The organism is Flavobacterium sp. (assembly GCF_024710485.1).
GTDB lineage: Bacteria > Bacteroidota > Bacteroidia > Flavobacteriales > Flavobacteriaceae > Flavobacterium.
Window position 1 is genome coordinate 158,025 of the sequence record NZ_JANJUQ010000032.1, and the last position, 15,705, is coordinate 173,729.

Annotated in this window: 15 protein-coding genes; all 15 read left to right on the forward strand. The window is 36.1% G+C overall.

The annotated features are described in order from the left end of the window. Nucleotides 1-15 precede the first annotated feature (15 nt). The 15 genes from Q0M21_RS08725 (at nucleotide 16) to Q0M21_RS08795 (ending at nucleotide 15,382) form a co-directional block, all read left to right on the forward strand. Complete coding sequence (locus Q0M21_RS08725) at nucleotides 16-2,388, forward strand: TonB-dependent receptor (RefSeq protein WP_295337142.1); 2,373 nt, start codon at nucleotides 16-18, stop codon at nucleotides 2,386-2,388. Between the two features lie 3 nt (nucleotides 2,389-2,391). Continuing rightward, on the forward strand, nucleotides 2,392-3,216 hold the full coding sequence (locus tag Q0M21_RS08730) for a DUF4249 domain-containing protein (protein WP_295337144.1): 825 nt from the start codon (nucleotides 2,392-2,394) through the stop codon (nucleotides 3,214-3,216). Between the two features lie 101 nt (nucleotides 3,217-3,317). Next, a complete protein-coding gene (locus tag Q0M21_RS08735; RefSeq protein ID WP_295337146.1) occupies nucleotides 3,318-3,980 on the forward strand; it encodes a thiamine diphosphokinase in 663 nt (220 codons plus the stop codon). 28 nt (nucleotides 3,981-4,008) lie between these two features. Further along, the gene (locus tag Q0M21_RS08740) at nucleotides 4,009-4,236 is read left to right on the forward strand and encodes a hypothetical protein (RefSeq protein ID WP_290873655.1); all 228 of its coding nucleotides are present in this window, start codon (nucleotides 4,009-4,011) and stop codon (nucleotides 4,234-4,236) included. Beyond that, nucleotides 4,221-4,523 (forward strand): type II toxin-antitoxin system RelE/ParE family toxin, encoded by a 303-nt coding sequence (locus Q0M21_RS08745; protein WP_290873658.1) that lies wholly within the window; start codon nucleotides 4,221-4,223, stop codon nucleotides 4,521-4,523. Before Q0M21_RS08740 ends, Q0M21_RS08745 begins: the two co-directional genes overlap by 16 nt. Nucleotides 4,524-4,552: 29 nt before the next feature. Beyond that, on the forward strand, nucleotides 4,553-6,550 hold the full coding sequence (uvrB, locus tag Q0M21_RS08750) for an excinuclease ABC subunit UvrB (RefSeq protein ID WP_295337148.1): 1,998 nt from the start codon (nucleotides 4,553-4,555) through the stop codon (nucleotides 6,548-6,550). Further along, nucleotides 6,550-6,966, forward strand: coding sequence for a DUF3788 family protein (locus Q0M21_RS08755; RefSeq protein WP_295337150.1), 417 nt, complete (start codon nucleotides 6,550-6,552; stop codon nucleotides 6,964-6,966). The genes uvrB and Q0M21_RS08755 overlap by 1 nt, the downstream gene beginning before the upstream one ends. A 49-nt stretch (nucleotides 6,967-7,015) precedes the next feature. Next, on the forward strand, nucleotides 7,016-8,065 hold the full coding sequence (locus Q0M21_RS08760) for a site-specific integrase (protein WP_295337152.1): 1,050 nt from the start codon (nucleotides 7,016-7,018) through the stop codon (nucleotides 8,063-8,065). 130 nt (nucleotides 8,066-8,195) lie between these two features. Beyond that, a complete protein-coding gene (locus tag Q0M21_RS08765; protein WP_295337154.1) occupies nucleotides 8,196-8,579 on the forward strand; it encodes a hypothetical protein in 384 nt (127 codons plus the stop codon). A gap of 175 nt (nucleotides 8,580-8,754) precedes the next feature. Continuing rightward, complete coding sequence (locus Q0M21_RS08770) at nucleotides 8,755-9,147, forward strand: hypothetical protein (RefSeq protein WP_295337156.1); 393 nt, start codon at nucleotides 8,755-8,757, stop codon at nucleotides 9,145-9,147. A 173-nt stretch (nucleotides 9,148-9,320) separates the two neighbouring features. Next, nucleotides 9,321-9,806 carry a hypothetical protein gene (locus Q0M21_RS08775; RefSeq protein WP_295337159.1) on the forward strand — a complete coding sequence of 162 codons (486 nt, stop codon included), beginning with the start codon at nucleotides 9,321-9,323 and terminating at the stop codon, nucleotides 9,804-9,806. Between the two features lie 696 nt (nucleotides 9,807-10,502). After that, a complete protein-coding gene (locus tag Q0M21_RS08780; protein ID WP_295337161.1) occupies nucleotides 10,503-11,492 on the forward strand; it encodes a 2-hydroxyacid dehydrogenase in 990 nt (329 codons plus the stop codon). A gap of 7 nt (nucleotides 11,493-11,499) precedes the next feature. After that, nucleotides 11,500-12,330 (forward strand): universal stress protein, encoded by an 831-nt coding sequence (locus tag Q0M21_RS08785; RefSeq protein ID WP_295337163.1) that lies wholly within the window; start codon nucleotides 11,500-11,502, stop codon nucleotides 12,328-12,330. Next, a complete protein-coding gene (locus tag Q0M21_RS08790) occupies nucleotides 12,327-12,791 on the forward strand; it encodes a DUF2062 domain-containing protein (RefSeq protein ID WP_295337166.1) in 465 nt (154 codons plus the stop codon). The genes Q0M21_RS08785 and Q0M21_RS08790 overlap by 4 nt, the downstream gene beginning before the upstream one ends. Nucleotides 12,792-12,799: 8 nt before the next feature. After that, nucleotides 12,800-15,382 (forward strand): cation-translocating P-type ATPase, encoded by a 2,583-nt coding sequence (locus Q0M21_RS08795; protein ID WP_295337169.1) that lies wholly within the window; start codon nucleotides 12,800-12,802, stop codon nucleotides 15,380-15,382. Nucleotides 15,383-15,705: the final 323 nt, after the last annotated feature.

Genomic DNA, 15,705 nt, shown 5'->3' on the forward strand with positions numbered 1-15,705 from the left:
CCATAAATTAACGCTATGTCAAAAAATACTTTTACCATCATTTTGATACTCTTATTAAGTGTTTCGCTACAAGCCCAAAAGAAGTTTACCATCAGTGGTATAATTGCTGATGAGAAAAACAAAGAGACTTTGATTGGTGTGTCGCTGTTTGTGGAAGAGACCAAAACCGGCTTAGTTACCAACGAATACGGCTTCTACTCCATCACTTTACCGGAAGGAGAATACACCTTGTTGATTAACTATATGGGCTACCAAACGGTAAAAGAAAAAATCAAACTTAACCAAGACCTAAAAAAGAACTTTTACCTTTCGGTTAGCAGTCAGCAATTGGACGAAGTAGTCATTGTTGACAATAAAAAAAGAGTCGATATTCGCAAGCCTGAAATGAGTGTCAACAAACTCAGCATACAAGAAATCAAAGAAATGCCGGTGATTTTTGGCGAAGTTGATGTACTGAAATCTATTTTAACTTTACCTGGAGTTACAAATGCCGGCGAAGGTCAATCGGGGTTCAATGTGCGAGGTGGTGGTGCGGATCAGAATTTGGTATTACTAGACGAATCCACCATTTTCAATTCTTCACACTTATTTGGTTTGTTTTCCGTTTTTAATCCGGATGCCATCAAAGATTTGAAACTGTATAAAGGTGGTATTCCTTCTCGTTTTGGCGGACGATTATCTTCTATCTTAGACATCTACCAAAAAGAAGGTAACAAAAACAATTTTCACATGAACGGCGGTATCGGATTAATCTCCAGTCGGATTTTGGCTGAAGGTCCGATTGTAAAAGATAAAGGCTCGTTCCTGATTGCCGGTCGCGGTTCCTATGCGCATTTGTTTTTAAAACTGTTTGATAACCCGAACTCGGCTTACTTCTACGATTTAAACACCAAATTGAGTTACAGCCTCAACGAAAAAAACAACGTATACCTTTCCGGGTATTTCGGGCGCGATGTGTTCCAACTGAACGACAGCTTTGTTAATACTTACGGGAATGCGGTAATCAACTTCCGATGGAATCATTTGTTCTCCGACAAACTTTTCTCCAACTTATCGATGATTTATTCCGATTACTACTATGGATTGCGATTGGATTTCGTAGGTTTCAACTGGGACAGCGGCATCAAGAATTACAACATCAAATACGATTTCAAGCATTACATTACCGATAAATTCAAATTGAACTACGGCTTACAATCGCATTATTACGATTTTAACCCGGGTAAAATTGAACCAACCGGCGAAGATTCGGGTATCAATCCGGAGCAATTGGATAAAAAATACGCCATGGAAAATGCCATTTATGCCGATGCGGAACACCAAATTTCTGATAAAATTTCACTTTCCTACGGTTTTCGCTTCAGCAATTTCCTTCGATTAGGACAACAAACTTTAAACGTCTATGCCAACGACCAACCGGTGATTTTCAATCCTGATTTTCAAATCTACCAAAGTGCGGAACCTATCGGAACTGTGCGTTACGGTCGTCATAAAACCATTGCCAAATTCGACAATTTAGAACCGCGTTTTGCTATGTCGTATGTCATCAACGAAGAGCAATCGGTGAAAGCGAGTTACAATCGCATGACACAATATTTACACTTAATTTCCAACACGCAATCGCCTACACCTTTAGACGTTTGGGCACCGAGTGACCGCTATTTGAAACCGCAATTACTCGACCAAGTCGCCGTGGGTTACTTCCGAAATTTCAAAGACGATTTGTATTCGTTAGAAGTGGAATCTTTCTACAAAAAAATTCAAAACCGAGTAGACTATATAGACGGTGCCAACCTAATTGCCAATGAAGCTATTGAAAGAGTGGTGTTAAACGGCAGAGCCAGAGCGTACGGTTTGGAAGTATTGTTCCGAAAAAATTCCGGTCGTTTCAAAGGTTGGGTTTCCTATACTTTATCGAGAACCGAACAGCAAGTCGCAGGCCGAACTCCGGAAGAAACAGGCATCAACAATGGCGATTGGTACAAAACCGGTTTCGACAAATTGCACAACTTGGCTGTAGTGGCCAATTACAAACTCAATGAAAAATGGCGTTTCAGTGCTAACCTCATCGCACAAACAGGTCAACCGGTAACATTCCCGAACGGACAGTACCAATACGAAGGCATTACGGTTCCTGTATTTGGAGCGCGTAATGAAGAAAATTTACCGACTTACCATCGTTTAGACGTTTCAGCTACTTTGACGCCTACTAAAAACAAAGGTCGAAGATGGCAATCGGAATGGGTGTTCGGTATTTACAATTTATACAACCGACAAAATGCAGCCTCGATTACCTTTCGTCAAAACCAAGAAACCGGCTCGAATGAAGCTTTGCGATTGTCCATTTTCGGCATAGTGCCAAGTGCTACGTATAACATCAAATTTTAAGTTATGAAAGTTCCTTCATCCCTATATTTACTTTTTATTTTATTGTCTTTCAGCTCTTGTGAGAAAGTTATTGACGTCGACTTGAACAGTGGCGAACCTCGTTTGGTTATTGAAGCTTCCATCAATTGGTATGCTGAAACTGCCGGAAACGAACAAAAAATCAAACTGTCTACTACCACCGACTATTTTTCAGAAAATATTCCGAGGGTGTCCAATGCCGTGGTTTTCATCACCAATAGTTCGAATCAGGTTTTCGATTTTACAGAAGATCCGAATGAGTTGGGCACTTACAAATGTACCAACTTTATTCCTGCTGTAAACGAAACTTACACGCTGACCGTAATTCACGATGGTGAAACATACACGGCTACCGAAAAACTATTAAATACACCTGTCATAACAGAAGTGGAACAAATTAACGACGGCGGTGTATTGGGCAATGAAACCGAAGTAAAATTTTATTTCAACGATTTGGTTAACGAAACCAATTTCTATTTCTTAAGAATTGACGATCCTTACAAAGTTATTCCTGAATACGGCGTTATCGAAGACCGATTTTTCCAAAACAACCAAATGTTTGGGTTATATTTCAGTGAAGATTTGAAACCGGGCGATACGCTAAAACTCACTTTAAATGGTATTACCCAAGATTATTTCAACTATATGGATGTATTGTTGGAACAAACCGGCAGCAACAGTATGGGACCGTTTTCTACACCAACGGCTACTGTAAGAGGTAATATTATCAACCAAACTAATTTTGACAATTACGCCTTAGGCTATTTTAGATTGAGTAAAACTGAGGTTTCGGAATATGTCATTCAATAATTGAAGCCGAAGAGAATATACAAAAACAATTTATTTATATTTACCAACGTTATACTACGGATTAAGAATTCCTAATTCCTAATTCCTAATTCCTAATTCTAATGTCCTCACACCATATCGTTCGCGACGACCAAGAACCGGCTTTGATTATTGCCAACGGCGAAATGTGCAGTCAAGAGTTGTTAGGCCAATTGCTCGAATGGTCGCCACTGGTAATCGTTTTAGACTCGGCCATTGAACGTGTTTTGGCGTTAGGCATTAAAGTCGACGTTTTGTTAGGCGATTTCGATCGCGGTTTTGACCCGGAATACTACAAGGCAAAACAATATCCTATTGAGATTGTCTACACACCCAACCAAGATAAAACCGATTTGGAAAAAGCTTTTGATTATTTAATCGAAAAAGGCCACAAAGCCGCTAATGTGATTTGGGCCACCGGAAAGCGTGCCGATCACACCATTACCAATTTAACCAATATTGTAGCCTACAGAAATCAGCTTAAAATTGTGATTCTCGATGACCACTCCAAAGTATTCTTACTTCCAAATGTCTTCGAAAAATGGTACACGGCCAACACCATATTATCATTAATTCCCATTGGAAAAGTGAGTGGCATTACAACTCAAAATTTGTTCTACGCCTTATCCAACGAAGACTTAACCATAGGCTACCGGACCGGAAGCAGCAATCATGTCATCAACGATGGCTTAGTTTCGATCACTCACAAAGAGGGAGATTTGCTGTTGATGGAATGTTGGGATTAGTTTTGTAACTTCGTAAAAACATTTTGTTATGAATACTTTAGAATTGAAAAATAGTGTGATTGCCAAAATAAATGAAATTCATGACAGAGATTTTCTTTTGGCTATCAAAACCATCATTGACGCCAAGACATCAAAAGACTATTCTTCAACAGATTACAATAATGACATTTTAAAAGCGGAAGAAGACATTGCCAATGGTTATCTTGTATCACATGAAGAAATCAAAGCCAAGATGGAACAATGGAAAAAGAAATAATTTGGACTGAAAATGCTCTAAACCAACTGGAAGAAATTTATTTTTACCTTCTTGACAAAACCAAAAACGAAAGTATTCCAGAGAAAGTAATTAACACTATTTATGATTCTGTATCTATTTTAAAATCAAACTTTGAAATTTATGAATTAGATGAAATGAAAAGTTTGAATGACGGAAATTATAGAGCTTACGAAATTTACCATTATCGAATTTCATACAAAATAACTCCTAAAACCATCTATATTTTAAGAGTAAGACATACCAGTAGAAATCCAAAAAAACTATAACCATTGTACTTCGTAAATCGTACTTTAAAATGAAATTCCAAGTCGTATCTGAATACCAACCTACCGGCGATCAACCGCAAGCCATTGATAAATTAGTCAAAGGCATCCAAAACGGCGAAAAATACCAAACACTGCTCGGCGTTACGGGTTCGGGTAAGACGTTTACCATGGCCAATGTGATTCAGAATGTGGAAAAACCAACCCTAGTCCTAGCCCACAATAAAACCTTGGCCGCACAGTTGTATTCGGAATTCAAGCAATTTTTCCCGAACAACTCGGTGCAATATTTCGTTTCCTATTACGACTATTACCAACCCGAAGCTTACATTCCGGTAACAGGTGTTTTTATCGAAAAAGATTTGTCAATTAATGACGAATTGGAAAAGCTTCGCCTTAGCACGACTTCTGCCCTATTGTCCGGCCGACGTGATGTGTTGGTAGTAGCTTCGGTTTCCTGCCTGTACGGTATCGGGAATCCAGTGGAATTTCAGAAGAATGTTATCTCCATAGAAAAAAATCAAGTCATCTCTCGAACCAAATTGCTCCATCGCTTAGTGCAAAGTTTATACTCCAGAACCGAAGCGGAATTCTTGCCCGGAACCTTCAGAATCAAAGGCGACACGGTAGAAATTTTCCCGAGTTATGCCGATGAACCGTTCCGCGTGCACTTTTTTGGTGATGAAATTGAAGAGATAGAAGCCTTCGACGCCAAATCGTCACAAGTTATCGAACGCTACGAAAGACTGAATATCTATCCGGCAAATATGTTCGTAACTTCGCCTGATGTTTTACAAGCTGCCATTTGGGATATCCAACAAGATTTGGTCAAACAAGTGGATTATTTTAAAGAAATCGGCAAACATCTCGAAGCCAAACGTTTGGAAGAACGCACCAATTTCGACTTAGAAATGATACGCGAATTGGGCTACTGCTCCGGCATTGAGAACTATTCGCGCTACTTAGACCGAAGACAACCGGGAACACGACCTTTCTGCTTATTAGATTATTTTCCGGACGATTATTTGATGGTGGTTGATGAAAGTCACGTGACCATTTCACAAGTACACGCCATGTACGGAGGAGACAGAAGTCGAAAAGAAAACTTGGTGGAATACGGCTTCCGATTACCCGCAGCGATGGACAACCGTCCGCTGAAATTTGAGGAATTCGAGAGCATGCAAAACCAAGTCGTTTATGTTTCTGCCACACCGGCTGACTACGAATTACAAAAATCGGAAGGCGTTTACGTAGAGCAAATTATTCGACCAACGGGTTTATTAGATCCGATTATCGAGGTGCGTCCGAGTTTGAATCAGATAGACGATTTAATCGAAGAAATCCAGCAACGTTGTGAAGTTGACGAACGTGTTTTGGTCACCACTTTAACCAAAAGAATGGCAGAAGAACTGACGAAATATTTAACTAAAGTCTCCATCCGTTGTCGTTACATTCACTCTGACGTAGATACTTTGGAGCGCGTAGAAATCATGCAAGACTTGCGCAAAGGTATATTCGACGTACTCATCGGTGTAAACTTACTCCGTGAAGGTTTGGATTTACCGGAAGTTTCTTTGGTAGCGATTTTAGATGCCGATAAAGAAGGTTTCTTGCGCAGTCATCGTTCGTTAACGCAAACTGTAGGTCGTGCTGCCCGAAATGTAAACGGAAAAGCGATTATGTATGCAGACAAAATCACGGCTTCGATGCAAAAAACCATAGACGAAACCAATTACCGTCGCGAAAAACAAATGCGCTACAACGCCGAACATAATTTGGTTCCGAAAGCACTCAACAAAAGTTTGGGCAATGCGTTGAGTGGTAACTCGGTTTCCACTGCTTATTTCGAAGACAAAATCGCTAAAGCTGCCGAACCGGAAAGCTTATATTTGACCAAACCGGAAATCGAAAAGAAAATCCGAGAAGCCAGAAAAGCCATGGAAAAAGCTGCCAAAGATTTAGATTTTATGCAAGCCGCCAAATACCGCGATGAGATTCAGGCGCTACAAAACAAGCTATCTGAAGTATAATGAAAAGCATCTTTATTGATAAAAACGAAGTGCCAACCGAAGAACAACTGTGTGACGCTTTAGGCGAAACCTATCCATTTTGGCAATTCATCGCCTCTCAAGCTTTGGTATTGCATCCCGAAGCTACTACACTATGGCATTACTCAGGCGAAAAATTTGGTTGGAGTTTCCGCATTAGTGATGCAAAAAGAGTGATTGTTTACTTGTTACCAAGAGATCGGTTCTTTAAAGTCGCTTTTGTTTTCAGTCAAAAAGCCACAGATGCGGTATTGAAAAGCGACATAGCCGATTCGATTAAAAACGAACTAATAGCCGCAAAACTCTACGCTGAAGGTCGCGGTATTCGAATAGCGGTTACCCATGAATCCCAAATAAACGACATCAAACAGTTAATTTCCATCAAAATAAGTAATTAATTTTTTACAAAATATTATTTTTTTGTACTTTTATTCGTATTTAAAATAGATGATGAATTGGAGTACTAAAATAATCAGACATAATGAAGAGTCACGGATAGGGATTTACTTTGAAAAAAATGCTGAAATTATAGCACAACTTAAATCAACCTTTGAAGATTTTCGTTGGAGTCAGTCAAAAAAAGTTTGGCACATTGCTGATACTGAAGAGAATCGCCGTTATTTTGGTATGCCCACAATATCGGATTTGTTACCAAGCGAGGAAGGTATGAAAAGTTTGGAAAACTTCAAGCGTTGGATGCGTTCCAAAAGATACAGTGAAAGTACCGTGATTACCTATCTTGGAGCTGCCAAACAATTTTTGATTTATTACAAACACAAAAGTATCGAGTTGATAGACAATGATGATTTTGTGTATTTTAACAACGATTATATTTTAAAGAACAACCTCTCGGCCTCGTATCAAAACCAAATTACTAATGCAGTAAAATTATTTTTTAAAACCGTTCAAAATAGAGTCATCGACATAGACATTATTCATCGTCCAAAACGCGCAAAAACGCTACCTAATGTATTGAGTAAAGAAGAAGTTAAAAAGATTTTAGAAACGCCTATCAACTTAAAACACAGAGCTATGTTAAGTTTGATATACAGTTGCGGATTACGTTGTGGCGAGTTAATAGCCCTAAAAATCAAAGATATTGATTCAAAAAGAAATATAGTATTGATCAAAAACTCCAAGGGAAAAAAAGATAGGATTGCTCCTTTGAGTCCGAAGATATTAGGTCTTTTACGCACCTATTTTAAATTGTATAAGCCTGTAACCTATTTGTTTGAAGGGCGAATACCCGGGGCTCCTTATGATAGTAGATCGTTACAGCAAGTATTAAAATTTACAATACAAAAAGCCGGGATTGGCAAACCTGTAACTTTACATTGGTTACGTCACAGTTACGCCACTCATTTATTGGAAACCGGCACAGATTTACGCTACATACAAGAACTATTGGGGCACAATAGTAGTAAAACCACAGAGATATATACTCACGTGAGTACGAAGAGTTTACAACAAATTCGCAGTCCTTTTGATGATTTATAATAAAATCCCTATATTTGGGCAATACACGCATTCAATAGCGGCTATACAACCTGATTTGGGTGTATACTCGCTATAAAATAGCGAGTATAAACAAGTTAGCGGTAATATTTCAGAACTTCGCATAAAAAATATGAAAACAGAAATTGAATTGACTAAAACCGAATTGAAATTACAATTATTTTTAATCCTTAGTTTATTGTTGAGTTTTGGTGTAATTGGAATTGGAGTATATTTTCAAAATAAACAAATCGACAAAGATTATTTACTTGTGCCAATTCTTCTATTTTTTTGGTTTATTCACTTCGGTATCGTTGTTTTTGATGGTCTAAAAAATGGTAACTTAATCAAGAGATGGACACCTTTTTATATTTATGATTCCATATTTTGGTTAGTCACAAAGATTAATACTGACATGGAAAAAACTGAAAAGATAACCAAACAGATTATAGCGTTGTTTGCATCAGTTTTCTATTTAATTATTGTAGCTGGATTTCTGAAATCGATGAATAGTTAAAAATACTACCGCTAACAGCGGTTAGTAGCCATTGCTGGATTTTCTTGGCTTCTAATCTATTTTTCACGTAAAACTTTTTATCTTAGCTGAAAGTACGCAGTTCGCTGGCTTCGCAAAAAGCCACTAGCCGCGAAACGTTAGCAGTAACCTTCAAAAAATCTGCAAAATAGAAATTATGAAGTTTAAAAGAACATCAGTTTTGCTTTTTATGATTTTGACATTGTGCGCGTGTCAAAAGAAAGTTGAATGTGTTACGAAAATGAAATTTGATAAAAGCTTGTGGTTAAAGAATCAGAAAAGAGATTGTTACAGAGATAGGGAAAAGATGCTTTATGATTTCCTTGATACTCATAAAATAAAAGGTTTAAAATATTCAGAAATTGAAAAGTTATTAGGAAGCGAAAAAATTGAAACAACGTCGCATTCAAAATATATTATATACACTGTAACCACGAAAAAAGATTCAACAATAGACCAAAAATATTCGAAAGAACTAATCATATTTTTAGACAGAGATAGTATTGCGCAAAGTTATATGGTATCATTGCGTGATAAAAATGACAAATAAAGGCTACTGCTAACAGCGGTTAGTAGCACTTGCTGGTTTTTCTTGGCTTCACTCCTATTTTTCACGTAAAACTATTATCTTAGCAGACAGTACGCAGTTCGTTGGATTCGCAAATGCAACTAGCCGCGAAACGTTAGTGGCAAGTTTTCCAAAACACTTTATCAGAAAGTAACATGAAGAAATTACTTTTGCTTTTATTAACAACATTTCTAAGTTTATCTTGCTCGACGAACAGAAATTCAGTAGAAAAAATATCAAAAGATTTTTATTTTAATCTGGATTGGGGAAATGAATACTTTAGTGGTAGAAAGAATACTTTTTATAGACAATATGAAAGAAGTATAGATTCAGTAAAAGTTAAATTTACTAATTCGGAAAAAGTAAAAGCATTCAAACTTATTCATGAGTTTAAATTTGATTCGTTTCCAGAAAGCTTTGAGAATAATTTAAACGAAATCCCAACAGACGCTGGAAATCATGTTTTGAAAATTACAATTTGTGAAAATGGAAAATTGAAAACAGTTTCATATGATGAAAGAAATGTAACTGAAAGTAAAAAAGAAAAAGCAAAACCATTTCTCGAATTATTTAAAAAGTTGGCAGAAATTGTAAAGCAAAAAGAAGCTGTAAAAAATATGTCGAATTCAACAATTGATTAAAAAAACCAGCCACTAACAGCCGTTATCCGCTATAGCTGGTTTTTCTTGAGTTTTACTTCTTTCTTCACGAAAATATTTTATCTTAGCAGACAGTACGCAGTTCGCTGGATTCGCTACAGTCGGATAGCGGCGAAACGTTAGTAGTCAGTGCCACAAACCCGCGCAAAACTTCACGTTTTTACCTCATTTTACTCAAAATCTAACTGACAAAATTAAGTTGTTAGCTATGAGAAATTGACATTTCACAATTGACAAATTGAAGCTGAAAAAGTTTGCGTGAAAAGTGTTGCGTTAGATTCTTGAATTTGAAAAAATAACTCAAAAGGTTTGCGCTTAAAAAACTAAAGTTGACAAATCGCAGTTGACGAAAAACAGAATGGAAAATAGAAACCGGAAAAGCAGAATCCGAAAAGGTTGGCGTGATTATGAAACTCAAAGGCACCGAACTACTAACAGCGGTTTTGCGCTATTGCTGGTTTTTTCTTGAGTTGTGCTTCTTTCTTCACGAAAAACTTTTATCTTAGCAGAAAGTACGCAATTCGCTGGCATCGCAACAGTCGCAAAGCCGCGAAACGTTATAGCCAATGGTAGGACGACCGTGCAAATGACAAGCGACCGACCTGAATTTAAACATAAAAGCAAGGGAAAACCATTTTTTGCAAACGATAAATAAACAAATGAGTAGATTGAAATAAAATGAAAACACTAGTTTATAGTATACACGGATTTGACAAACCATTCATTGAAAAATTAGGACAGGGCAAACACGAATTGATGTTTACAGAGCAACCTTTGAATGAAAATACAGCTCATCTTGCACAAGGATTTGAGGCTGTTGCACTTTTTACTTCGGACAAAGCCAATGCAGAAGTGTTGGATGTATTAAGTAATAATGGAGTAAAATTTATAGCCCTCCGTTCTGTTGGTTATGACCACGTTGACTTGGCAAAAGCAAAACAGCTAAATATTAAAGTTGCCAACGTACCTGCTTATTCTCCTTATGCTATTGCCGAGCATTCGGTGGCATTGTTAATGGCTTTAAATCGAAAAATAATATTGGCTCAAGAACTGATGAAGCAAAACGATTTTCGACTAGACAAATTAGTGGGTTTTGACCTTCATAATAAAACCATTGGCGTTGTTGGTACTGGAAAAATTGGCTCTGCATTTGTTAGAATAATGCACGGTTTTGGTTGTAAAATACTAGCTTATGACATAGAGCAGGATAGTGACTTAATTGAAAAATGCAAGGTACAATATACTTCATTAGAAACTTTGTGTAAAAATTCAGATGTTATTTCGGTAAACTGCCCATTGAATGAGGCTACCAAATATATGTTTAACAAGACTACTTTTTCACAAATGAAAAATGGAGTTGTGTTTATCAATACGGCAAGAGGTGGAATAGTAAATACACAAGATTTACTTGATGCCCTTGACCAAGGAATTGTTGCTACTGCCGGACTAGATGTATATGAATACGAAAAACCTATCTTCTTTTACGATCATTCAAATACTCAAATAGAAGACGATCTCTTCGAAAAAATGCGTTCTCATCCGAATGTTTTGATTACTGGTCATCAAGGGTTCTTAACCCATGAAGCTCTTGAAGGCATTGCTACAACAACCATAAGAAATATTGACGAATGGTCTATCAATGGAAAATCAATTAACGACATAAATTAATATTAAAATGAAATTATTAATAACCACCGATTTTTCTGTAAATTCAAAAGGAGCAATTAGGTTTGCTAAATCGTTAGCAAAGCAATCAAGTGATATAGAAGCAACATTCTACCACTCTGTCCATTTTATGAAACCAACTGCCTGGAGCGATGCTTTTTTTAAATCATATAAAGAAGAAGAAATAGAAAGACTTACAGTTGAACTTAAAAAGTTTGTTTTTTCTACTATTGGACAAGATAAAGATAATTTTACCAATGTTAAGTTTGTTATTGACTCTGCTATCTCAACTGAGAAAGACATTTTAAGATATGCAGAAAAAAATAAAATAGATTTTATTTGTATAGCAACACAAGGTGCTGGTTTATTGAGAAAGATAATGGGTACTCATACCTCCTACATTGTAAACAATTCAAGGATACCAGTAATGGTTATTCCTAGTCATTATCGTGCTAAAACATTAAAAAAAGTAACGTATTTGTCAGATTTCGAAAACCTAAAGAAAGAATTAGATATGGTTTCTAAATTTTCGGGTACTGTAAAATGTAGTTTAGATGTACTGCATTATTCATCTATTATTTTGGACAAAAATAAATTTGAGCGTAATATAGCTCTTTTTGAAACTGAAGAATACAAAGACATTAAACTAAATATCATTAAAAATAATTTGGAATTTTCTCTTGTAGAGAGAATTTCTCAATTCGCCACTAAATCGAAACCTGAACTTTTAATCATGTTTACTAAAAGAGAAAAGAGTTTTTTTGAAACTATTTTTCTGCCTAGTAAATCAGCAGAACTTACTTATACAACTAAAGTGCCTGTTTTGATATATTCAAAATGAAATCAGTTAAAAGAAACCTTGTTATAAATATTTTTCGTAAAGCAAAAATTAGTTTTATGAAAATATACTATGCAAGAGGTAGTGCTCATGAAATTGCATTGGGAGCTGCAATTGGTGCATTTTGGGGTGTTTTCCCAACATTTGGATTAAGTACTATTCTATCTCTGTTATTATACAAAATCTTTCGATTCAACATAGTAGCAGCCATTTCGGGAGCATTCATATCTAATCCTTTAACAAGCCCATTTTTATTAATGCTAAGTTATAAAGTTGGGAGCTATTTTATTAAAACTGATATTCAATTTGATTATGATAATTGGTATAAAAATTTACCCCAAATGGGATATGTTTTAATTATTGGTTCTACCATAGTTAGTGCAATAACGGGATTATTTATTTACTATATCATTAAATATGTCATTGAGCGTAGACGAAACCTAAAAGCTAATAACCCAAAGTAAAATAAGAAATGAATTATCACTTATTATCTATTCATGAAACCCAGCAATTGCTTAAAACCAGTAAAAATGGTTTGCATCAGTCTGATGCCGAAGAACGATTGCTTGAAAATGGAAAAAATGAATTAGTTGAAAAGAAGAAGAAACCTTTTTGGCTATTGCTTTTAAATCAATTTAAAGATTTAATGATAATAATTCTGCTCGTTGCAGCTACAATATCAATCGCAATTGGAGATGTAAAGGATGCGGCTCTTATACTAAGCATAGTTTTAATGAATGCACTTATTGGGTTTATTCAAGAATACAAAGCTGAAAAGGCAATGGCTGCATTAAAAAAAATGTCGGCTTTAAACTCTTTGGTTCGTAGGAATGGTAAGCTAATTGAAATAGCATCATCGGAATTAGTAATTGGTGATATGGTTATTTTAGAGACTGGAGATATTGTTCCTGCAGACATTCGACTTACTGAAACACATTCGCTTAAATTAGAGGAATCTTCTCTAACAGGTGAATCTTATGCTGTAGATAAACAAACCCATCAACTGCATTTGGAAAACCTACCCATTGGTGACAGAAATAATATGGCATTTAAAAGCACTATCGTTTCTTATGGACGAGGTGAAGGTATTGTCGTAGCTACTGGAATGAATACCGAAATCGGTCGCATTGCACAACTTTTACAAGAAGAAGAAAATCTAACTCCGCTTCAAATTAAGCTAGCAAATTTTACTAAAAAATTATCTTTAATTATATTGGTTATTTGTGCTATAGTATTTGTTTTGGGTTTACTTAGAGGTGAAGATTCTATAAAGATGCTGTTCATAACTATTTCTGTAGCTGTTGCAGCAATACCCGAAGCATTACCAGCTATTATTACCATCTCATTGGCTATTGGAGCTAAACGATTGGTAAAAAAGAATGCACTCATTCGCAGATTACCATCAGTTGAAACTTTAGGTTCAATTACTTATATCTGTTCAGATAAAACAGGTACAATTACCCAAAACAAAATGACAGTTACTGATATTTGGCAACCAAATGAAATAGTATCTTATCAAAACTTAACAGCAGAACAATTGTTATTGTTTGCAATGGAGCTTAACCATGATGTTTCTGTAGATGAATTAAAAAAATTTAAAGGAGATCCAACAGAAATTGCTTTAGTAACATACACACGGGATCAACATCTTTACAACGAATCATGGACAGAAAATAAACGTGTTGATGAATTACCCTTTGATTCTGAGAGAAAAAGAATGACAACCATTTATGCAATCAATGGTAAATATATGGTCATTACAAAAGGTGCTGTAGAATCGGTATTGAAATGTTGTACAACAAAAGACGAAGTCGAAATTTTAAAAACCGTTAATCATTTTGCCCAACAAGGTAAACGAGTTTTGTCGTATGCTGTTTCTGTATTAGACAAACTACCTTCAAATATCTCTATTCATAATATTGAGCACAATCTTAACTTTATTGGTATAGTTGCTATGATAGATCCTCCTAGAGAGGAAGCCAAACAAGCAATTGCAGATTGCCATTCAGCAGGCATTACACCAGTAATGATAACAGGTGATCATCCTATAACAGCTCACGCAATTGCTTTAGAAACGGGTATTATTTACAAAAAAACAGATAAAGTAATTACGGGTGCAGTATTAGAGAGCTATTCTGATGAAGAGTTTGAAAAGGAAGTTGAATACATAAAAGTTTATGCCCGAGTATCGCCTGAGCAAAAATTAGAAATTGTAAAAATGTTACAAAAGAAAAATAATTTTGTAGCGATGACGGGAGACGGTGTAAATGATGCTCCTGCTTTGCGAAGAGCTGATATTGGTGTTGCTATGGGTATTACAGGAACTGATGTAAGCAAAGAAGCTGCCCAAATGATTTTACTGGATGATAATTTTGCTACCATCATTAAGGCAGTAAAAGAAGGTAGGAGAATTTATGATAACATCAGAAAATTTATAAAATATACACTTACGAGTAAGGGTGGTTTAATTTCTATTATCCTTTTAGCACCACTTGTCGGAATGCCCATTCCACTTATACCAATACAAATTTTATGGATTAACTTGGTAACAGATGGACTACCAGGATTAGCCTATGCAGCTGAACCTGCTGAAGAAAACATTTTACAACGACCACCTCGAAGGACAGATGAAACCATATTCACAAAGAGTTTAGGTTTCCATATTTTTTGGGTAGGTTTATTAATGGCAACCATTTGTTTATCTATACAAGCATGGGCGATTCATATTGGGAACGATAAGTGGCCAACTATGGTCTTTACAGTATTATGTATAAGCCAAATGGGGCAAGCCATGGCTATTAGAAGCGACATAAAATCACTATTTCAACAGGGAGTTTTTACCAATAAACAACTGGTTGGTGCTGTTCTACTAACCTTTGCTTTGCAAATGGCAGTAATTTATGTTCCTTTCTTACAGGACATTTTCATTACAAAATCTTTGACCGTTATTGAACTATTAATCTGTATAGGACTATCAAGTATTGTTTTCTGGATAGTAGAAGTAGAAAAATGGATTAAACGGAGAAGTCTAAACATCTCAAGGTCTAAGAAATAATCATGACACTAAAACTCAATACTGACAATGGTTTGCAAGGATGGTGGACAAGAACCACTGGCTATAACACGGGTTTGGCAAAAGTGGCGGTTCAGTGCTCCGCAGACACATTTGTGGTTAATCAAAGTTTGGTTCTCCGCATCAACATTTGTGGTGATAATCGCCACCTTCGCCAAGCCCGAAAACGTTAGCGGTAATGCGGCCAAGATTGCGGAGAATTCAATAACTTATTCCAACAAATGAATTTTTACAGATTACATATTCAGACCAGAAGTGACGAAGTTTACAATCAAGTTAGTGAAATCTTGAATTTAGAGCCAACT